The sequence below is a fragment of the Halococcus salifodinae DSM 8989 genome, from assembly GCF_000336935.1.
GTDB classification, from domain to species: Archaea; Halobacteriota; Halobacteria; order Halobacteriales; family Halococcaceae; genus Halococcus; species Halococcus salifodinae.
Genome location: NZ_AOME01000022.1, coordinates 1 through 18183, shown reverse-complemented (window position 1 = coordinate 18183; position 18183 = coordinate 1). Strand labels below are relative to the sequence as shown.

21 protein-coding genes are annotated in these 18183 nt (G+C 57.0%); 11 read left to right on the top strand and 10 right to left on the bottom strand.

Going from position 1 to position 18183, the window contains the following annotated elements; genetic code table 11:
- Positions 1–115 precede the first annotated feature (115 nt).
- A complete protein-coding gene (locus tag C450_RS20600; protein ID WP_005040638.1) occupies positions 116–565 on the bottom strand; it encodes a universal stress protein in 450 nt (149 codons plus the stop codon).
- Between the two features lie 639 nt (positions 566–1204).
- Positions 1205–2059, bottom strand: coding sequence for a hypothetical protein (locus tag C450_RS04555; RefSeq protein ID WP_005040636.1), 855 nt, complete (start codon positions 2057–2059; stop codon positions 1205–1207).
- A gap of 102 nt (positions 2060–2161) precedes the next feature.
- Here C450_RS04555 and C450_RS04550 point away from each other — a divergent pair, with 102 nt between their 5' ends.
- From C450_RS04550 to C450_RS04535, 4 genes are all read left to right on the top strand, one after another.
- Complete coding sequence (locus C450_RS04550) at positions 2162–2359, top strand: oxidoreductase (RefSeq protein ID WP_152424397.1); 198 nt, start codon at positions 2162–2164, stop codon at positions 2357–2359.
- A 295-nt stretch (positions 2360–2654) separates the two neighbouring features.
- A complete protein-coding gene (locus tag C450_RS04545; RefSeq protein WP_049909839.1) occupies positions 2655–3449 on the top strand; it encodes an IS701 family transposase in 795 nt (264 codons plus the stop codon).
- 14 nt (positions 3450–3463) lie between these two features.
- The gene (locus tag C450_RS04540) at positions 3464–3973 is read left to right on the top strand and encodes a winged helix-turn-helix domain-containing protein (protein ID WP_005040630.1); all 510 of its coding nucleotides are present in this window, start codon (positions 3464–3466) and stop codon (positions 3971–3973) included.
- 17 nt (positions 3974–3990) lie between these two features.
- Complete coding sequence (locus C450_RS04535) at positions 3991–4521, top strand: transposase (RefSeq protein ID WP_005040628.1); 531 nt, start codon at positions 3991–3993, stop codon at positions 4519–4521.
- 88 nt (positions 4522–4609) lie between these two features.
- Here C450_RS04535 and C450_RS04530 read toward each other — a convergent pair whose 3' ends face one another.
- The gene (locus C450_RS04530; RefSeq protein WP_005040625.1) at positions 4610–5236 is read right to left on the bottom strand and encodes a trimeric intracellular cation channel family protein; all 627 of its coding nucleotides are present in this window, start codon (positions 5234–5236) and stop codon (positions 4610–4612) included.
- Between the two features lie 300 nt (positions 5237–5536).
- Positions 5537–5905, bottom strand: coding sequence for a winged helix-turn-helix transcriptional regulator (locus tag C450_RS04525; protein WP_005040622.1), 369 nt, complete (start codon positions 5903–5905; stop codon positions 5537–5539).
- A 62-nt stretch (positions 5906–5967) separates the two neighbouring features.
- Here C450_RS04525 and C450_RS04520 point away from each other — a divergent pair, with 62 nt between their 5' ends.
- Both C450_RS04520 and C450_RS04515 read left to right on the top strand, forming a co-directional pair.
- Positions 5968–6669 carry an SDR family NAD(P)-dependent oxidoreductase gene (locus tag C450_RS04520; RefSeq protein WP_005040618.1) on the top strand — a complete coding sequence of 234 codons (702 nt, stop codon included), beginning with the start codon at positions 5968–5970 and terminating at the stop codon, positions 6667–6669.
- 44 nt (positions 6670–6713) lie between these two features.
- Entirely contained in the window at positions 6714–7565 is an 852-nt protein-coding gene (locus tag C450_RS04515; protein ID WP_005040616.1) for a VOC family protein, read from the top strand.
- Here C450_RS04515 and C450_RS23425 read toward each other — a convergent pair.
- From C450_RS23425 to C450_RS04500, 4 genes are read right to left on the bottom strand one after another with little or no spacing between them, the layout of a single operon-like run.
- On the bottom strand, positions 7519–7773 hold the full coding sequence (locus tag C450_RS23425; RefSeq protein ID WP_080510257.1) for a helix-turn-helix domain-containing protein: 255 nt from the start codon (positions 7771–7773) through the stop codon (positions 7519–7521). The genes C450_RS04515 and C450_RS23425 overlap by 47 nt on opposite strands.
- A 16-nt stretch (positions 7774–7789) precedes the next feature.
- Positions 7790–8428 carry an alpha/beta hydrolase gene (locus C450_RS04510; RefSeq protein WP_049909837.1) on the bottom strand — a complete coding sequence of 213 codons (639 nt, stop codon included), beginning with the start codon at positions 8426–8428 and terminating at the stop codon, positions 7790–7792.
- A gap of 1 nt (position 8429) precedes the next feature.
- Positions 8430–9383, bottom strand: coding sequence for a ring-cleaving dioxygenase (locus C450_RS04505; RefSeq protein ID WP_005040612.1), 954 nt, complete (start codon positions 9381–9383; stop codon positions 8430–8432).
- Positions 9384–9442: 59 nt separating this feature from the next.
- The gene (locus tag C450_RS04500) at positions 9443–9865 is read right to left on the bottom strand and encodes a DoxX family protein (RefSeq protein WP_005040609.1); all 423 of its coding nucleotides are present in this window, start codon (positions 9863–9865) and stop codon (positions 9443–9445) included.
- A gap of 249 nt (positions 9866–10114) precedes the next feature.
- Here C450_RS04500 and C450_RS04495 point away from each other — a divergent pair, with 249 nt between their 5' ends.
- Both C450_RS04495 and C450_RS04490 read left to right on the top strand, forming a co-directional pair.
- Positions 10115–10453 carry a winged helix-turn-helix transcriptional regulator gene (locus C450_RS04495; protein WP_005040606.1) on the top strand — a complete coding sequence of 113 codons (339 nt, stop codon included), beginning with the start codon at positions 10115–10117 and terminating at the stop codon, positions 10451–10453.
- A 467-nt stretch (positions 10454–10920) separates the two neighbouring features.
- Positions 10921–11466, top strand: a complete 546-nt coding sequence (locus tag C450_RS04490) for a transposase (protein ID WP_080510256.1) — start codon at positions 10921–10923, stop codon at positions 11464–11466.
- 514 nt (positions 11467–11980) lie between these two features.
- On the opposite strand, the gene C450_RS04480 is transcribed toward C450_RS04490, so the two are convergent.
- Positions 11981–12619: a TetR/AcrR family transcriptional regulator gene (locus C450_RS04480; protein ID WP_005040596.1), complete on the bottom strand. Its 639-nt coding sequence runs from the start codon at positions 12617–12619 to the stop codon at positions 11981–11983.
- A gap of 719 nt (positions 12620–13338) precedes the next feature.
- Here C450_RS04480 and C450_RS21435 point away from each other — a divergent pair.
- The 3 genes from C450_RS21435 (at position 13339) to C450_RS23420 (ending at position 16583) form a co-directional block, all read left to right on the top strand.
- Complete coding sequence (locus tag C450_RS21435; protein WP_152424396.1) at positions 13339–13584, top strand: hypothetical protein; 246 nt, start codon at positions 13339–13341, stop codon at positions 13582–13584.
- 183 nt (positions 13585–13767) lie between these two features.
- Complete coding sequence (locus C450_RS04470; protein WP_005040589.1) at positions 13768–15513, top strand: cbb3-type cytochrome c oxidase subunit I; 1746 nt, start codon at positions 13768–13770, stop codon at positions 15511–15513.
- A gap of 746 nt (positions 15514–16259) precedes the next feature.
- Positions 16260–16583 carry a DUF5789 family protein gene (locus tag C450_RS23420; RefSeq protein WP_080510255.1) on the top strand — a complete coding sequence of 108 codons (324 nt, stop codon included), beginning with the start codon at positions 16260–16262 and terminating at the stop codon, positions 16581–16583.
- A gap of 220 nt (positions 16584–16803) precedes the next feature.
- Here the strand turns inward: C450_RS23420 and C450_RS04465 are convergent, their stop codons facing one another.
- Positions 16804–18072, bottom strand: coding sequence for a digeranylgeranylglycerophospholipid reductase (locus C450_RS04465; RefSeq protein ID WP_005040586.1), 1269 nt, complete (start codon positions 18070–18072; stop codon positions 16804–16806).
- Between the last annotated feature and the right edge of the window lie 111 nt (positions 18073–18183).

Sequence of the window (18183 nt, the reverse complement as noted above, 5' to 3'; positions counted from 1 at the left end):
GAAGAATAGATATAGCGAACATTATGCATTTCTGTCTCGTTCTATCCACATTATTGGCAAGATGGGAGACGATACGCATTGAGGCCGATTACCAAACAAGGTCATATGGCCGCAATTATTCGTTGACCTCTGTTTTTATGACCACGGTCGGCCGAGTAGTCAGTCTGAGCACACGATTGGTCACGCTTCCGAGCAAGGCACGGTATTCCGCTGGCCGATGCTTCGTGCCCAGTACAACCATATCGACGTTCTCACGGTCACCATAGTTGAGAATCGTCTCAACCGGATCGCCACGTTCTACATCGGTGACAACATCGATATCGACATCTTCTGCGGCAGAGCGCACGTGTGCTATTGTTTCCTCGCCGAGTTCCTGGAGACCATGTTCCGGTCCCTCTGCTTCGTCTACATACTCATCCCCGCTATATGCAGAATAGATGTTCTCGTCGATGACAAAGAGGACGTGGAGGACAGCGGAATGGGTGTTTGCAAGGTCGATTGCATGGGATTCCGCGTTTTTCGAAGCAGCAGTTCCATCAGTGGCGAGCAAAATTCGCTCGTACATGCGGCCAGAAATTCATCCTAATACGTGATAAGGCTATCCCGAAAGTATATTGACAGGTTGCATTTGAGGTCAGGATATGGTGGTGACCACCCCAGCTAGACACGCTCGTTGAGCTAGTGGCATGAGAAGAGAACAGGTACTTCTCGGCGTGATGCGTTCGCGCATCTCAACATGTATTTCTAGCAACTTCTCATGGTCAGCTGTTCTGTTAGATTCACATCTCAGAAACAGTCAGCCGAAGAGCTTTGCGAGGTACTGATAGGGTGATGCGTAGATAATTACCGTCTGTCTTGGCCATCGGGGATTGTCTCATGCGGTAAGTACTTTCGACGACCACTATGAGAGTGCGATGAGAGCGACCGTAATCCTGAGAAGGACGCTCTTTTCGATGATATGCAGAAAGTGAGAGCAAGTCGAGAACGGCAGCAAGGATTCCCGCAACGGCATCCCACTCAATATGGTTCAGTTGTTGTCTCATTCACGATTCCGAGCTTTGAGTCGAAGGATTGGTTGCAGGCATATCCTATTCCTCTGTCTGTCATAAAAATATGTAGCTGCTTCAACTACTCTTGAGTCACTTTGTCCGGACGACGAACCGTGCTATTTGCTACAGTAATTGGGAGCTATGATTCAAGTGGCTTACTCCCACGACTCGTATCCATCGGGCGTTAGCGTGTACCGTAAATAGTTTCCTGAGCGAACGACACCCGGCAGGCGACCGAGAATTTTAAGTGCTGTGTCATTGATACTTTCGTCGATATTCTCGTCGCTATTTCGAACTGTCGTCACAACTGTCCGGAGCGATTCCACGTCGGCCTCCCTCTCGCGTTGAAGAGTCGTAAGGGCCGCCGCGACGGCGAGACGATCCTCGTCCGTTAATCCCATATCCACCATGGCCTCGGTTGCACTCGCGTACCGCCCCGGCGTGTCGGCTCCTCGTCCGAACACTACTCTCCAGCCATTCTCGTTCAAGTCAGCAATACCGGGAGTGCCGGTGAAGCGCCAAAAACCACTCTCAGTTGGAGGGGGCTCGATGGTCGGCACGACAGCAAGATGATCGCGGACGAATTCCCTCCACCATCGTTCGGTCGTTTTGTATTCGAGAGGAACCTCGCTGAATACGCCGTCCTTGAGTTCCGCCGCGGTAGCTTTTCCCCAGTACCGGAGAAACGCGAACGTGGCGAGAACAGCGTCGAGCCGGTCCGCACGGAGGCCGCGCGATTGCAACGACCAGAGCACTGATCGTGGAGCGTCGATGGAATCATCCGCGCTCTCATCCCCCGGTGTCCGGAGTACACGCGAACCGCTGGCAGTGAGTTTATACGCGCCGTCAGTTTCGCGAACGAGTCCGTTGTCCACCATGAATATGAGGCGCTTGGAGGCCTGATTCGGTGGAATATCGACGCTTTGAGCGAGTGTGGTCGCACCCGTCGGGTTCCGATAGAGTTCTGCCAGCATGGCGAGGTCGAGTTCAGTCAGACTCGGATTTGGCATGCAGAATCATTTCGTTTGTGAACCTCTTGACACTGTTCCCGCGAAATCACAGAAGAACACGTTCGCCGGTGCTTTTTTACTGATACGATTATGCACGCCGATATGCCCCTCGACTACCCATGGTGGCTCCGAGTGACACACTTCTTTAATTTCCTGTTCATCACGCTACTGGTCCGGAGCGGCCTCCGAGTGCTCGCATCCCATCCGAAACTCTACTGGAGCGACGATGCACTTCCCAATACCGAGTGGCTGCGTGTCGGTGATCACAAGCGTGAGACGGACATTGAACATCCGTTCTAGGCTAATCCTACTTCCGCGGTTTAATCGGAACGAGTAGCACGATTTCTTTGGAAGGCGGTGCAGTCTGTCGATTTTGATTGATGAGTTGGGAGAGACGTCACCGATTGGACACACTTCACCATGAAGCCAGCGTGGGAACCTACTACCGCTGAAACGGTACAGACGCTGCGGAGAGACCTCCTCCGTAACACGCGAAAACGACCTCGAAACGCCTCTCTGCTAAACCACGGACGCTCTTGTCTGTACTTCTGCGGTTAAACGGTGATGCTATCTCCTTATCTAACCTAGATGAGTTATGAGTGCTATTCCCTACAGGAATCACACGCCGAAGATCGATATCCGTCGGTTTCTTGCGCCCCTCAGGGACGCGTTCACGACGCGTCCCGGTGGGCTTTCTTGGCCACGGGCAGCAAACACCTGGCGTATCGCGCCCGCTTACGTTGAGGGGTTGATTCGTCCGGGCAGTCACAAGACACTCCGTGGCATCGGCAAACGTCTCGACATCAATGAGCATCGAGTCCGCCGATTCATCAGTGAGAGTCCTTGTGAACACAACGCTGTCCAAGATCATCTCAACGAGCACATCCCTGAGACGATCGCATCGCCCGAGGCGATGCTGATCGTCGACGATGTCGATATCCTCAAAGACGGTTACGACAGTGTCGGCGTCAAATCACAGTACGCTGGCTCGATTGGCAAAATTTCCTCTTGCCAGGTTGGCGTCGATTGCGTTCTTGCCGTCCCAGGTGACCACTACAACGCCGATCAACTCACCTGGCCACTTGGCTGTGAACTCTACCTCCCACAAAACTGGGCGACAAGTGATGAATTCGCGGAACGCCGCCACGACTGCGGCGTTCCTCGTGACCTCTCATTCCGGACGAAACCACAGATCGCACTCGAGCTTCTCGCCCGTGCACGAGAGGCGTCGGTCCCCCACGCCTGCGTGGGGGCCGACTCCGGTTATGGTGAACTCCGGTCCTTTCGCAAACAGCTCCGTGACTGGAGCGAACCGTACATTCTCGGTGTCGGACCCAAGGACATGCACGTCATCCCTGATAGGGGTGTGCGAAGATACTTACCGGGTTAGGCGAATGTGGCGTAATGGGCCGCCTGGACGATATCACGTTGGAAGAACTCCACAGAGTTCGAGAGCAAACAGACGGAGAGAAGCCGCGAGAACGCGTTCTCGCGGCGATCGGCCGAAAGCAGGGAGATACGCTACCGCGACTTGCTGAACGCCACGGTGTTGTCGAGAAAACCATCCGCAACTGGCTCGATCGGTTCGCCGAAGAACCGATCGAGCAGGCACCCTACGATGAACAGCGTCCAGGCCGTCCCTCGAAACTCGAAAACGAACAACGCGAGCAACTGTTCGAACACCTCCAAAACTCACCGACCGAGCTCGGGTACGAGCAGCAGGCGTGGTCAACGAAGCTGCTGCTCCACCACGTCAAAGAGGCATACGGCGTTGAGTACAGCGGCGGTCATGCGCGTAAGCTCCTCTGCAAGGCCGGGCTGTCCTATCGGACAGCACGGCCGCGCCATCACGAAGCCGACCTAGAGCAGAAGCGAGAGTTCCAGCGAACAGTTCAAAAAAACGGCCCGAGCTGAGCGAGAAGACCGTTGTCGTGGTCGACCAGTTCACCAAGCGTGTTGGTACCGTTCAGCGGCTTGGGTGGTATCCGATCGGATCAGATCCGTCGATCGAGATGACGAACTCTTGGGACAAGGTGACAGCGCTCGGCGCTGTCACCGACGACGGCGAGAGCTTCTACTGCTGGACGGAAGATTCCCTGAAGACACAGCACGGACTCTGGTTACTCAAAGCACTTCAGGAGGAGTTTGGCGAGGAGCTGGTAGTGTTTCTGGATCGAGCCAGCTACTTCTACACACGAGATCTCTGGGAGTATGTGAGTGGCGAGCGAGCGACCGAAACTGTCTCCGACAGTTCGGTCGCGTGCGTGCGCGGAGAGGATCTTGAGGTCTGGTACTTCCCGCCGAAACTACCGGAACTCAACCCTGTGGAGGGGTGCTGGGATCGTCTCCAAGAATGGTTCAAACACCGGCTTGTCCCCGACCTATCGACGCTGAAACACCAGATACAACGAGGTCTGCCAACAGTCGAAGAGCCGAATATCTGGAACTATCTCTGCCCATAGTGTGGCAATTACTTATGCACGACCCTATGAGTATGAATCAGCATCTATGGCAACACCGGCCCAGCAGGGCTTGTGCCATTGAATCGCACTATGGGTTGTCATCGCCTTCTTGACGCGTCAGTCCCAGTATCTGTGCTGTAGGGAGTCCCCAGCCGTAGTTGATTGCCGCCAGTCGTATCCCGACGGTCACCGCTGCACACACTCCCGCAGCGGTACTGCCAGCCCCGCCGGCAGTGACCACGAGCCAGTATGCGCTCCCGCCCAGCACGGCACAACTCGCGTAAAAGTCATCAAAGAGGATAAACGGGGACCGGTCCAGAAGAATATCCGCGAATGCGCCGCCACCGGCCGCGTTGATCGTCGCGACAGCGACGACACCGAACGCGGAAACGCCAGTGTCCGTTGCGACGATAGCGCCAGTCGTCGCGAACGCAGCGAGCCCAACGGCATCGGAGAGAAGCGAAATCGGATGGTCGTCCGGGGAATCGAGCACGACGCTCAGTCCGACCGCCAAGCTCACACCTAGCAGTCCGAGGCTGATCTCGATCGGCGACTGGAGTGCCAACGGAACACGATTCACGAGGAGATCTCGCGTCACCCCGCCGGCAAACGCCATCGCGAGGCCGACGACAGCAATCCCGAATAAATCGAACTCCTCGCGGATCGCTTTCGCCGACCCGACGAGTGCGAACGCGACCAGTCCGATCGTGTTCATCACGGCAAATGGGTCCACGAACAGTACTCCACTGAAGCCTTGAATCACTACTTCCGCTTACGAAAGCGTATATATTGAGGGCTACGCATCGATTCTCGCCGATAGTGCTTCACCGTCCCCTGATTGATCGAGAGTCACCGAGACGCTTTTCACCGAAGGTGAGACAGTGACCACATCCGCTGTACTGGCCTGCTATAGGAAGCACCGGAAGTCTTCGCACGTTCCTACATCACGAAATGCCCCTGTTGAAATCGCCGTGCAAGATACAGAGAGTATATGCAGCAACTCGGTGATTTCAGATCACTCGCCGGTCGATTCGAGCCAGTCTGCTCCCCACTCGTCGAGTGCATCAAACACGGGACAGAGTGCGCTTCCCTTCTCGGTCAATATGTAGTAGCTTGCGACTGGCGATTCCAACTCCTTGCGGTTGTCAATAAACCCGTTCTCCTCTAATCCATCGAGGACGCGCGAAAGCGTGTACGAACTCGCCCCGGTTGACCGCTTGAGTTCGTTAAACCGCTTTTCGCCATCCCGGAGGTCATTCAGGATGACGAGTTTCCATTTCGAGCCCACTTCCTCGACTGCTCCAACGACGGTACAGACATCCGCATTCTGCTGTTCGACATCGGACTCTTTCTCAGTGTCAGCCGAAGGTGGTTGGGTCGCCATAACCTGGTCACATTGTTGTTGCCTGATCTATATATGGGTTTGGAACCAAACTAGGTACTGTAATGGAACTGCAAAACGCGACGGTGCTCGTCACCGGTGCCACTGGCAACATGGGTCCATACGTCACGGATGCACTCGTTAACCAGGGGGCCACCGTCATCGGTACCTACGTCACCGAAACCGACCGAACCGAGGCCGAAGAACATGGCGACCAGTCCGGTGCAGTCTCGTATCACCAGGTCGATCTCACGGATCAGCCAGCGGTCGAAGCCTTCGCCGAGACTGTCCACGAGGAATATGGGTCGGTGGATCACATCGTCGGTCTCGCCGGCGGATTTTCGATGGGCGGCATCAGCGATACCGATGGAGACACGTTCGAAGCCGCGCTCAGTCGTCACGCAACGACGGCGTTCCTGACCGCCAAGGCCTTCGCGGATCATCTCGACTCGCAAAGCGGCGTCGTCCTGTTCAGCTCCGACCGCGCTCTCGATCCAGTTGGAGGAACGCTCGCGTACGATGTTGGGAAGGGTGCGGTTCGAACGTTGGCTGAATCGCTCGATGTCGAACTCGACGCGCGGGTCAACGCGGTCGCCCCGTTCCTTATCGACGTGCCAGGCAATCGGGAAGCGATGCCCGACGCCGACTTCTCCGAGTGGACCGCGCCCGAAGCGATCACGGATATCGTCCTCCACCTGCTGGCGAACGAGGGCGTTAGGGGGCAGGTCATCCAAACGACCGGCGGACAGCCGGAGAAAGAGGTTTGATGGAGCAGACAGAACGAGCGTCCAGCACTGGAGATAGAACGAGAATGCAATCCGACCCCGATTCGCACGTGCTTCCGTCCAAGACCCGGATAGGCCGAACGGCACTCCGGGTGTCGGACCTCGGTGACATGGCTGAGTTTTACCGAGAGGTCGTTGGTCTGAACGTTCTCAGTCACTCCGAGACGACAGCAATCCTCGGCGTCGAGCAGACACCACTCCTCGTCCTGGAGGAAGATGAGAACGCACTCGCACGAGATCAGTCAGGAGCGGGACTCTATCACAACGCGTTCAGAGTACCTTCGCGTGGCGCGTTAGGTGACGCGTTGACGCGCATACGGGACCGTTGGCATCTCGGTGGTGCGTCCGACCACGGCGTCAGTGAGGCGTTGTACCTCACTGACCCGGAGGGAAACGGTGTCGAAATCTACCGAGACTTTCCCCGTCAAGAGTGGCCCATCGCCGACGACGGGAGAGTTCAGATTGGGACCTACTCCATCGACCTCGAACCAGTGGAAGCGGCTGCCACAGGCAAGCCAGGAGTTCCAGTCGGAACGGATGTCGGGCATGTGCATCTCGAGGTCACCTCGCTTGAGATGTTCGGAGACTTCTACGTCGATACCCTCGGATTTGACGTCCAAACGACCGTGCCGAACGCGTCGTTCGTGTCTGCTGGAGGGTACCACCACCATATCGGTGCAAACACGTGGCACCATCGTACGGGCCCAGTCAGTGGCAGAGGACTGTCCTGGTTCGAAGTGGTCCTGCCAGAGACCGAGGCGCTTGAGACCATTCGAGACCGAGTAGCGGGCAGTCAATTCGCCGTGACTGAGACGACCGATGGGATCTCAGTCATCGGCCCGGATGAAATCGAGGTTCGGTTCCGAGTCGAAACGTAACTCGTCGCCCGACTTTGTCTGCTCTCCATCCGTCTGCTAAGCGAAGAACCACGGCGAAGATATTCAGAGAGTGTCTCTTCGTTCGGTCGAGTTCTTCGGCGAGTTCGCTGGCGGTGATTTTGCGAGGTGTTTCGTAATACCCACGTTCATGCGCGGCGACGACCGTTTTCAGGGCAGTGAGGCGCGTCCGTGCCTCGTTCGCCGTCATCTGATCGGTGATCTTCCTATTCGACGAGCCCCGCAACCATCGTGGAGACCTGGTCGATCTCGTCTTGGTTGATGCCGTGACCCATCCCCTCGTAGAGGCGCTTGGTCACGTCGCCGTTGAGTTGCTCAAAGATGGCCGCCGACTCGTGTACCCGGTCTTCGGGGATGTGCGGGTCGACATCGCTGCAGCCGAGAAACACCGGCCTTCCTTCGAGGTCACCGTCGTAGTCGTCCTGATCGACGATGTTACCGATGAGCCCGCCGCTCAACACCGCGAGTCCACCGTAACGCGTGGGATTGCGCGCGACGAACTCGCTGGCGAGACACGCTCCCTGAGAGAACCCGAGCACCATGACGCGGTCCAGTGGGATTCCCGCCTCGGTGGCCGTACTCACGGTGTCGTCGATGGCCTGTAAGCCAGACGTCCGTCCTGGCTCGTTCGACTCGACAGGAGCGGTAAATGGGTTCGGGTACCACGTGTTACGGGCGGCCTGTGGAGCAAGATACGCGACTCCGTCCTGGTGGAACTCGTCGGCCATCTGGACGATGCTCTGCGCGGTCGCTCCCCGTCCGTGAACAAGGACGAGTGCGACCTCGGCGACATCGAGAGGTGCGCCGGCCGTCACGAGAGGTTGGTCTTGGTGCGGTCCAGTCATGTCAGTTCATCTTCAGTATGCTGGCGGGTTCGATCTCCGGAAGACGTTCTTCAAGCATCGCCCTATCGTACTCCAACCATGGCGGCAACTTCAGTTCCGCTCCTAGCTCCGAGACGGACTCATCACGGGTAAAGCCCGGCCCGTCGGTCGCAATCTCGAACAGGATACCGCCGGGCTCTCGGAAGTAAATCGATTTGAAATATTGCCGATCCTTCTGCGGCGTTACCTGAAGTCCGATTTCCGAAAGCTGCTCGCGCCACTCCTCTTGGGTCTGCGTATCGGGCGTTCGGAACGCAACGTGGTGAACGGTGCCGACACCCTGCTGGCTTCGCGGAGCATCCTGCCGAGCGAGAACGTCGATGAACGAATCGCGATTGCCGTTGCCGGATGCCCGATATCGCGTCCGGTCCCCGTCCTGTGCAGTTGACTCGTATCCCAACGTCTCAAGCACCGCTTTCGTCTGCTCGGGGTTGCGGGAATCCAGCGTCACACTATGGAACCCGCGGATAGCGTTGTCTACGGGTACCGGCCCGTCGTCCCACGGTTCGATGTCGCTCGTGCCGGTCACGAGTTCCAACGGCTGGCCGTCGTGATCGCGGAACGGGACGACCGTCTCGTCGAACCGGGTATGCGGTGTGTCGACGTCGACATCTCTCGATTCGAGCCGGTCGACCCAGTAGTCGACCGACTCCTCGGGAACGACGAACGCGGTCGCGCTTGTCTGACCGCGGCCAACGCGGCCCTGTCGACCGCCCTCGAACGGGAAGAACGTCACCACAGTACCTGGGTTGCCAACCTCGTCACCGTAGTAGAGGTGGTACGTGTATTTGTCGTCGAAGTTGACGGTCCGTTTGACGAGGCGCAGACCGAGGACTTCCGTGTAGAAATCCACGTTCCGTTGGGGATCACTCGCGATCGATGTTACGTGGTGGAGTCCGGGTGTTTCGGTAATCATGTGTTGTTTGAGTGTATTGTTCGAAAGGCTATCCCGGAAGTCGATCGTTTCGTGTCCGATTAGAGTCCGAGACCGATGCCCAGTGCGTACGCCCACGCCTCACTACTGAGGGCGAGGAAGACCACCGACGCGCCGAGGAGCTCGACGTTCTTGATGAAGCTGGTCATCTCATCCTGCTGCTGGTCTTCGGGCACTGCCCAGAAGTCGTGCATCATCGGCGTCGTAACGAGGAGGAAGACCGCGATTGCCCCCGCGGCAATCGCAGGGAACACTCCGAGGACGATGCCGAGGCCGCCGAAGATGAGCATTCCACCGGAAAACAGGACGCTCGCCCGGGCTGCAGGGACACCCTTCGATTGGGCGTATCCGCTCATCGCGCCGACGTTCTGGAAGTGGTTGAGGCCCTGAAACGCGAGGAGGCCGCCGAAGAGTATCCGTGCGACGAGGAAGCCGATTGCGCCGAGTCCTGCATCGATCGCCATTATCAGCTCACCTCCTGCGTCTGCGATTGGTTGGTATGCGGTGCGGTCAGTGGTGCGATCGTAGCTGCCATCACAACGATATCTAGTTCGTTCTGGAACCTACTTATACTTAATCTGACACCAGTGATATCAGGGAGCGACGGTGTTAGCCGGTGACGCTGGTGTTACTTCAGGTTTCATAATGCTACCAGGTTCGGAAGCGAACCTATTTGCGGATGCAGCGCCTACGAACATCCAAGGAGCAAACCAGTGGCCCAAGCAAACAGCCTGTCCGAAACTGACGAACGGTACGACGAGGAGGCGTGTTCGGTTATCGATTCGCTGAACCAGATCGGCTCCCAGTGGCGACTCATCGTCCTCCACGACCTCCAAGGTAATGAGAAACGCTTCAACGAACTCAAACGCTCGACCGGGGCGAGTTCACGAACACTCTCCCGTGTCCTTGACGATTTACAAGAAACCGACTTCGTGACACGTCGGCTCGAAGAAGACGCACCCGTCGCCACGTATTACTCGCTCACGGAGAAAGGACAGTCGCTCCGCCCCGTCTTCGAAGAAATCGAAGCCTGGTCTGCGGAGTGGCTGTAGGTCCAGAGTCAGCGACCCTGTTCGGTAATTGATCGCGACTCGTGATCGCATCGCCGTCTGCTGCTTCGGAGATCGAATGAGACGGCAAAAGTGGCCGGCAGTAGCAGTTTAACTGTGTCCTCTCAAACTGCCTCGCCGGCCGATGTGTTGGATGACACGCCGGTTGCAAAGGTGCTGCGGTCGACAAAGCGCCGCATCGGCGCTTGACCGCGGTTTTCTCGACGAGTGGATGGACAACGGTCCTAGCCGCAATCCAAAGTACGACCGATCACAGATACTCCGCGGGCTGCTGCTCTGTACGGCCGAAGTCAAGTTCCAGTTCCGCGAACTCGAGGAGTGCTTCGATTCGGGATCGGGCGTCTCATCTGTGATTTCGACGATGAGACGCCCGTTCTCAGCACTATCTGGGAGTGCTGGAACAGGCTCCAACCCTACATCCAACGCGTCTTCGACCGAATNTTTCGACGATGAGACGCCCGTTCTCAGCACTATCTGGGAGTGCTGGAACAGGCTCCAACCCTACATCCAACGCGTCTTCGACCGAATCGAGCAAGCACGATTCGGTCGGCCTCTATGGCGATCGCTTCGCGTTCGATTCGACGCATCTCCCATGCTCACAAACCGATCCTGACGGGGTGTGGATGTGGGAATCAGCTGCCGAGGAGTGGGTCTACGGCTACGGATTGCTCGTCGCGGTCGACTGCGCCAGCGATCTCCCCGTTGGCGCAGTCGTTGTCCAGCGCAAACAGCACCCAGAAACCGCGACGCTCGAATGCTTCGAGCGTCTCGTCGAAAACACGGACGTCACGATGGTTCTCGGCGATTCGGCGTTTGATACGCTAGAGTTTCACGACCGGTGTGTAGACCGGCAGATCCTGCCGGTCTGCACGTACAATCCTCGGAACACGGCCGATCCACTTGACATCGTGTTTCGAATCGAAGCACTTGCCGAAGAGAGCGGTGTCCAGCTCAACCGTACTGCACTACAGGACGCGTTCGACAGCAGAGAGTGATATGCGCGACGTCTGGATACTGCTCACGAGGTCTGATCACCGCTTTAGAGCTCAAAGCGCTCGGTTCTACCGTACTAATTCTGGACCCTGCCGATCGAGTATTCAAAGCATACGCAGACCACTCATCGCCGTCGAACGCTTTTTCAGCACGGCCAAAGGGGACGGTCGTCGCCTCGACTTCCGCGTACAAGGCCGTCATCGGATAGAAACATACGTCGGCCTGTTGCTGATCGACCGCCTCCTCACCACACTATCGAACCGCCTCGACGATCCGACCGCCAACCTCAGGAGAGCGAAGCTGTGGTAATTATCGAGCAAGATTTGCTGTATTAAGATGGTTTTCCTCTGAGTCGGGTAGAGAAATCTAGCGATGACGAGTAGTGCTATCGAGACAGCCTGTGTGACAAAGTGGAGGAGGACCTTTTGCACAACTGGCTTCTTCCGCTTCATCTCTGTCGTTCTAATGGCTTAGCCCGACGCCTTCGGTGGATTCAATAGAACCGTTTCGATGTAATCACTCGGGTCCGGTCCCGGCAAACAGCGTGCGGTCAAGCTGGTCGTCGATTACCTTGCGCGCGGTGTGGAGTGACTCGTCGTCGCCAAGGGTGACAAAGCGCATCCGCGCACCGTCGATGGTGATGAGAAGCATCGTGGCGATGCGTGACGGATCAACCTCGGCGAATGCTCCCCGTTCGACGCCGCGCTCGATTACCCCCCTGAACAGGCCATGCACGTACTCGCCGTTGATCCGGAACTGCTCGCGGTAAGCCCCGTTGTAGGGAGCCTGCGACCGGAGTCCAAGCATCGCGGTCTGGAAGTCTTCGTGGTCGGCGGGACCGAACAACAATGCATCGATCAGTGCGTCGAGTTGCTCGGTCGGGTCCTCCATGCACGTCGTTCCCATACGTTCCTCGAACCTCTCAAGGAGATACGCCAAAAACGACGCGAGGAGGTCCTCCTTCGAGTCGTAGTGATAGAAGATGAGCGACCTGCTCTTATCGAACTCGTCGGCGATGGCTCGTGTGGTGAGGTCGACTGCACCGTGCGCACACAGCGCCCGGTAGGTCGCTTCCATGATCGCCTCGCGCGCGTTCGAGTCAAATCTCGCCGTGTCATCCGCGCGGTCCGCTTCATCGGCTTCGTCAACGTTCATTCGTTGGCTGACTATATGATTAGTTAGTGCAGCACATGTGTTTTCCGCTTCCCGGACGGCTACCGAAACCGCCGGAATCACCGAGACTCGGTCATTGATTCGACATCTTCGATGTCAGTGAGATGCTATCTATTCGATTCATGAGGTGTTCTTAATTGGCATGAGTAAGTTTCAAAAATTCATCACAGACAACGGACAGACTCTCTAGGAGTATTGGGACGACGAGAGTACCGCGAGCGCTCTGAGTGGTCTGTGTAAGAAATGAAAACTGGATGAAGAGCGTGCCAGCCGACTCACTCCTGTCATCTTATTTTCCGCCACACAGAAACAGCCGTGCTTATCGACCATCCGAACGTGACGCAGGTCACTAAGGCCGCTCGCGGTGCAGTTCCATTCGACAGGTATTTCGCTGCGAGAGACGGACGTAGCGCTCGAAACCTTTGGCGTCTGCCTCTCGTAGTTGTGTTTCAGTGGGTTCACCACGTGGACGAAAAAGCTCCTTATCCACCGACAGTGGAGCTATCGCGAGTCGCGATCGACGAAATCACGGTTTGGGTTGGTCACGAACAATGCTGGGTGTACGCGGTGATCGATATCGATTCGAAGCTGCTGCTTGGTGTGAGTGTCTCGCACTGGCGGGGCACGCGGCCGCCAGTGCATTCCCTGCCGAACTGAAAGAGCGACACAACCTTTCTGAGACGGAATTCCTCGTCGACGGCATGAGCTACCTGACGGTACTGGCCAAAATCGACCTTCTCGGCGACCTCAAACTACTCCGAGCGCAATATCGTCGAGAAGCTGTTCCAGCCTACATCATGCGCATCGGTCGATTCCACGAGACGTGGAACGGTAGTCAGATCAGCGCGGAGCACCGACTGACTGCCTACAACAACTATCTCCGGAGCTACCAAACGCCGGAGAAACAGCCGCCAATCGGAGCGCTCGGACGGGAGGGCTCAATCTAGCAGTGCCCCGATACTATTATAATCCTTGCTCAAGAAAGTATCACGGAGCGCGGGGGCTTGTACCATAGCGATCATTCTTCCGCGCTCACTTCTTGATCTAGGGTTGAGCGAATCTAAGATTTCTTTAGGCTCTGGATCGCAGTCACAGACATGGCACAAGCCCAGCTCGCGCTAACGGTCCTGATGGGACTGTTCCTCGCGGGCGTGGCGGTCTGGCTCACCCAAATCGAGGACTGGCGGTCGTACACGCCGCTGGCTGGCGGTGGTGCCGTCGGCGAGGAGACTGACTACGCCCACGAGGAGAAGCCAAGCGGGATCATCCGGTGGTTGACGACTGTGGACCACAAAGACATCGGGATGTTGTACGGAGCCTACGCGCTCATCGCCTTCTCCGTCGGCGGCATCATGGTCATGTTGATGCGCGCGGAACTCATCGCACCGGCCACCGACGTCATCGGCGCGGAGTTCTACAACTCCCTGCTCACGAGTCACGGTATCACGATGCTGTTCCTATTTGGAACACCGATCCTCTCAGCATTCGGGAACTACTTCGTTCCCCTCCTGATCGGCGCAGACGACATGGCGTTCCCGCGGATCAACGCCATCGCGTTTTGGCTGCTGCCGCCGGGCGCGCTTTTGGTCTGGGGCGGCTTTTTCACCGCACCGATCGCAAGCCTTGACATCGTCCCGGCCCAGACCGCGTGGACGATGTACACCCCGCTGTCGGCCGGCGTCGGGGCCGGCACGCAGGCGAACGTCGGCGTCGACTTCATGCTACTCGGCCTCCACCTCACCGGGGTCTCGGCGACGATCGGGGCGATCAACTTCATCGCCACAATCTTCGCCGAGCGGGGGCCCGACGTCAACTGGGCGAACCTCGATATGTTTTCATGGACGATGCTCACCCAGTCAGGGCTGATCCTATTCGCGTTTCCGCTACTGGGGAGCGCGCTCATCATGCTGCTGCTCGACCGCAACTTCGCGACGACGTTCTTCGCGGTCGGAGAGGGCGGCGGACCGATCCTCTGGCAGCACCTGTTTTGGTTCTTCGGCCACCCCGAGGTGTACATCCTCGTCTTGCCGCCGATGGGGCTTGTCAGCCTCATCATTCCGAAATTCTCGGATCGGAAACTGTTCGGATATAAGTTCGTGGTATACTCGACGCTTGCGATCGGGGTGCTTTCGTTTGGCGTCTGGGCGCATCACATGTTCGCGACCGGGATCGACCCGCGGATTCGGGCGAGTTTCATGGCGGTCTCGCTTGCGATCGCAATCCCGAGTGCGGTCAAGACGTTCAACTGGACCACTACGATGTGGGGCGGCAACGTGAAGCTGACCGCGCCGATGCTGTTCTGTATCGGGTTCGTTTCGAACTTCATTATCGGCGGCGTCACCGGCGTGTTCCTTGCCTCGATCCCAGTTAACCTCGTCCTCCACGACACTTACTACGTGGTGGGTCACTTCCACTACATCGTGATGGGCGCGATCGGTTTCGCGGTGTTCGCTGGACTGTACTACTGGTATCCGATCTTCACCGGGAAGATGTATCAGAAGAAACTGGCGAAAGCCCATTTTTGGTTGACGATGATCGGAACCAATCTCACGTTCTTCTCGATGCTGTTCCTTGGATATCTCGGGATGCCCCGTCGATACGCGACGTACGATTTCCCGCTCGGACCGGTGAACATCATTACCGTCTTCCACCAGCTCGCAACGCTCGGCGCGCTGATCATCTTCGTCGGTCAGGTCATCTGGGTCTGGAATTTCGTCCAGTCGTGGTACGAAGCCCCCTCGATGGAGGACGCTGACCCATGGAATCTGAAGGAGAGCGGCCAGTTCACCCAGGAATGGCAGTGGCACGAACGTCGGACCGAGACCGCGATCGCTGATGGTGGAGCGGATTCAGAGAGTGAGGCTGGAGAGAGCTGATCACGATATCCGAGTCGCCGAAGAATCGGGAACATCTCTCCCTCACAGATCAAAATCGTCGACAGCACGCAGCAGACTGTTGACAGTCTTCCCAAGAAAAAACCCAACGAGTGTCCCCAGACTCGCGGCTTCGAATCCACCAATTGCATATCCGGACACGGCTCCACAGACGGTACCAAGGATGCTGAGATTGTTGCGAATCATGCTCCAAGTAGTGGGTCCTCTGCAGAGTTAATTGTGCCGAACTCTTCGAACCAGTTCGAGAAGACCCCCTACACGGACGGTGTACTAACAAAGCCGTCAGACACATCAATGTTTCACAGCCAACAGCTGGCAATTCCCGATTTTGTTTACCGTAATTTTTGCTGTAATCTCAATCAGAGATCGTTTCAGAATATGTCTGGCTCGATGAGATATGCACGAAGAACTCACCCTAAACGAAGAAGTATTTATCTATTAAACTTAATTCATTAGTACTACTTCGTCGGTTGGGGATGGCTGTCGTTTCAAGCTGATTCATGGCCATTAACTACCGGTCACAAGACCGATTCCCGGGCAGTTTCGGCGTGGTCAAAGTCGAAGTGTCTCCCGCGTGACTTTCCACGGTTGATTCAAGCCACCACCGCTTGCACCCGCAAAACCGCACAACTGCACCATCTTCAAGGTAAATCATGCTACTCGTTCAGCGGCAACCGGTGAAGTAGTGCTGGCCATAAGGAACTTTTGTGTAGGATTCGAAGGTCGTCATCCTATGGGGGAGAGACAAAACACGTGAGCAGGGCGTAGAGTTCGGCACGCTGGCCACGTTGATCGACGACCATAGTTATCCAGCGACAAGTACCACTCTCATCGACGAATACGGTGAACAGGAGGTGGAACTGCCAGATGGGACACAGACGCTTGCAGATCTCTTCGAGCCACTGCAAGGCGAGGTGTTCGACTCAGCTGCGGATGCTCGCCAAGCAGTACTGAACATGGTTGATGACAGAGCGATCGGGCGAAAAGGGTACTCCGATCGAACGCCACCTGCACCCGGCGAAACCACTGAGTGGGACCCCGAATCCATGTAGACGGTAGCAAGGAAGTATGAGTGTGGGAACGTTCAGACGCCCGATCGGCATTGGGACGAAGGCTATCTGAGCACCATTGCACCGAATCCGCTGAAATCGCCCATTCTCTGCAACTGTGGTGACCTCCACAGGAAGCATGAGCCGTTGCAAAACAGTACCGCCGCTTAACCGCAGAAGTACAAGTAAGAGCGACCTGGCAACAGTTTCACCGTTGCTATAGTCACTCTGACAGCAGTGAGGACAGACTGGGGAGCAGTTGGCTAATCAGGTCGCGGTGTTCGGCTGCGAACTTCCGGAGTAGGGAGATATCGCCAGGATGGAACAGTTTCGCCAGCGCGAGCGGATTGCCTCCGTTGGCCGCCGAGAGCGTATCGTCGCTGAGCCGGCGGAGGTCGCGGATGAAGCGGTTGTAGCGTTCGGTCGGGGCGTAGTAGAGCAAGTGGGCCATTAGCAGGCGCATCGACGCCTTCGGTGCCACGTTGCGATGCCAGAGGGTGTCGTAGATCGTCATCTCGTCGGCCGACGTGTCGATCCCGCCAGTAAAACAGCGATCGGCCGTGACGGCCGCCGCGCGCCCAGATCGCATGCATTTATCGATGCCCTGTCCCCACAGCGGGTCGATAGAAGGGACGGTATCGCCGATTGCCATGAACCCGTCCGTGCTGAGACGTCCGGGTGGCTGGATATGTGCGGAGCCGCGATGTTGGCTGTTGTCGATACGGTCGGCGTTCGTGAACCGAGGATCGTCTTCAAGCCAGCGCGTGAGCGCGTCGTCGATGAGAATACGATCGGCGTTCGAACTGTATTTCTCGTTTTGGATGAAGCAGAGACCAACTTTTGCCGTATCCGCGCCAGTGTGGAATATCCACGAGTACCCGCCTGGCGCGAGGTCGTGGTCGAGCCGAAGCATCATCGTGTCGGTTAGGTCGGTGTAGTCGGGATGATTGAGGTCCACATCTTCGAATTCCCACTCGATGCCGACGGCTTGCTTGTCCCGCTCAAGATCGCTCACCCCGAGAGACTTCGCAAGCGGTGCGGCCGGGCCAGTCGCGTCCACGATGATATCGGCGTAGGCCTCCTCGTTGCCATCGTAACGAACACCGGTGATGTCTCCATCTTCGAGGATGGGCTCCGAGACCCGCGCGTCGAAATGGAAGGTCACGCCGCGCTCGCGGCCGTCACGGACGAGGTAGCGTTTAAAATCAGCAAATTCGAGAACTGCGCCCGGCTGGAGGAACTGGAAGCTTTCGCTTGGTGATTCCAAGACGACGCTATCGGTGTAGTTCATCACCACATCGTCAGGGATACCGAACGACCCCATCATCGAGGGGAAGGTTCCGCCGGTGGACTTGTTGCTCTGGGCCGGAAACGTCTTCTCGGGTTCGGTTTCGAGAACGAGCACCTCGTAGCCGCGCTCCGTGAGATCTCGGGCACACTGCGCGCCGGCGGGACCAGCGCCAGCGATAACAACATCGTACCCATTGGGCATGAAAACCATTTGATCCAGTGTGGTACTCAGCTTTGCACGTTAAGTAGCGCCGCGTTGTAGGCGAGGGTAGCGGACGATGCTGCCAATCACAGATCTTCTGTCGTGTACGGA

What these genes read in the sequence shown, in the direction of transcription:
- C450_RS04510 (WP_049909837.1), bottom strand. Translation starts at nt 8,428, where the DNA reads ATGACTGGACCGCACCAAGACCAACCTCTCGTGACGGCCGGCGCACCT.
- C450_RS21435 (WP_152424396.1), top strand. Translation starts at nt 13,339, where the DNA reads ATGAGCTACCTGACGGTACTGGCCAAAATCGACCTTCTCGGCGACCTC.
- C450_RS04525 (WP_005040622.1), bottom strand. Translation starts at nt 5,905, where the DNA reads ATGGCGACCCAACCACCTTCGGCTGACACTGAGAAAGAGTCCGATGTC.
- C450_RS04480 (WP_005040596.1), bottom strand. Translation starts at nt 12,619, where the DNA reads ATGAACGTTGACGAAGCCGATGAAGCGGACCGCGCGGATGACACGGCG.
- C450_RS04505 (WP_005040612.1), bottom strand. Translation starts at nt 9,383, where the DNA reads ATGATTACCGAAACACCCGGACTCCACCACGTAACATCGATCGCGAGT.
- C450_RS04530 (WP_005040625.1), bottom strand. Translation starts at nt 5,236, where the DNA reads ATGAACACGATCGGACTGGTCGCGTTCGCACTCGTCGGGTCGGCGAAA.
- C450_RS04465 (WP_005040586.1), bottom strand. Translation starts at nt 18,072, where the DNA reads ATGCCCAATGGGTACGATGTTGTTATCGCTGGCGCTGGTCCCGCCGGC.
- C450_RS04500 (WP_005040609.1), bottom strand. Translation starts at nt 9,865, where the DNA reads ATGGCGATCGATGCAGGACTCGGCGCAATCGGCTTCCTCGTCGCACGG.
- C450_RS04470 (WP_005040589.1), top strand. Translation starts at nt 13,768, where the DNA reads ATGGGACTGTTCCTCGCGGGCGTGGCGGTCTGGCTCACCCAAATCGAG.
- C450_RS04520 (WP_005040618.1), top strand. Translation starts at nt 5,968, where the DNA reads ATGGAACTGCAAAACGCGACGGTGCTCGTCACCGGTGCCACTGGCAAC.
- C450_RS04490 (WP_080510256.1), top strand. Translation starts at nt 10,921, where the DNA reads ATGAGACGCCCGTTCTCAGCACTATCTGGGAGTGCTGGAACAGGCTCC.
- C450_RS20600 (WP_005040638.1), bottom strand. Translation starts at nt 565, where the DNA reads ATGTACGAGCGAATTTTGCTCGCCACTGATGGAACTGCTGCTTCGAAA.
- C450_RS04515 (WP_005040616.1), top strand. Translation starts at nt 6,714, where the DNA reads ATGCAATCCGACCCCGATTCGCACGTGCTTCCGTCCAAGACCCGGATA.
- C450_RS04540 (WP_005040630.1), top strand. Translation starts at nt 3,464, where the DNA reads ATGGGCCGCCTGGACGATATCACGTTGGAAGAACTCCACAGAGTTCGA.
- C450_RS04550 (WP_152424397.1), top strand. Translation starts at nt 2,162, where the DNA reads ATGCCCCTCGACTACCCATGGTGGCTCCGAGTGACACACTTCTTTAAT.
- C450_RS23425 (WP_080510257.1), bottom strand. Translation starts at nt 7,773, where the DNA reads ATGACGGCGAACGAGGCACGGACGCGCCTCACTGCCCTGAAAACGGTC.
- C450_RS04555 (WP_005040636.1), bottom strand. Translation starts at nt 2,059, where the DNA reads ATGCCAAATCCGAGTCTGACTGAACTCGACCTCGCCATGCTGGCAGAA.
- C450_RS04545 (WP_049909839.1), top strand. Translation starts at nt 2,655, where the DNA reads ATGAGTGCTATTCCCTACAGGAATCACACGCCGAAGATCGATATCCGT.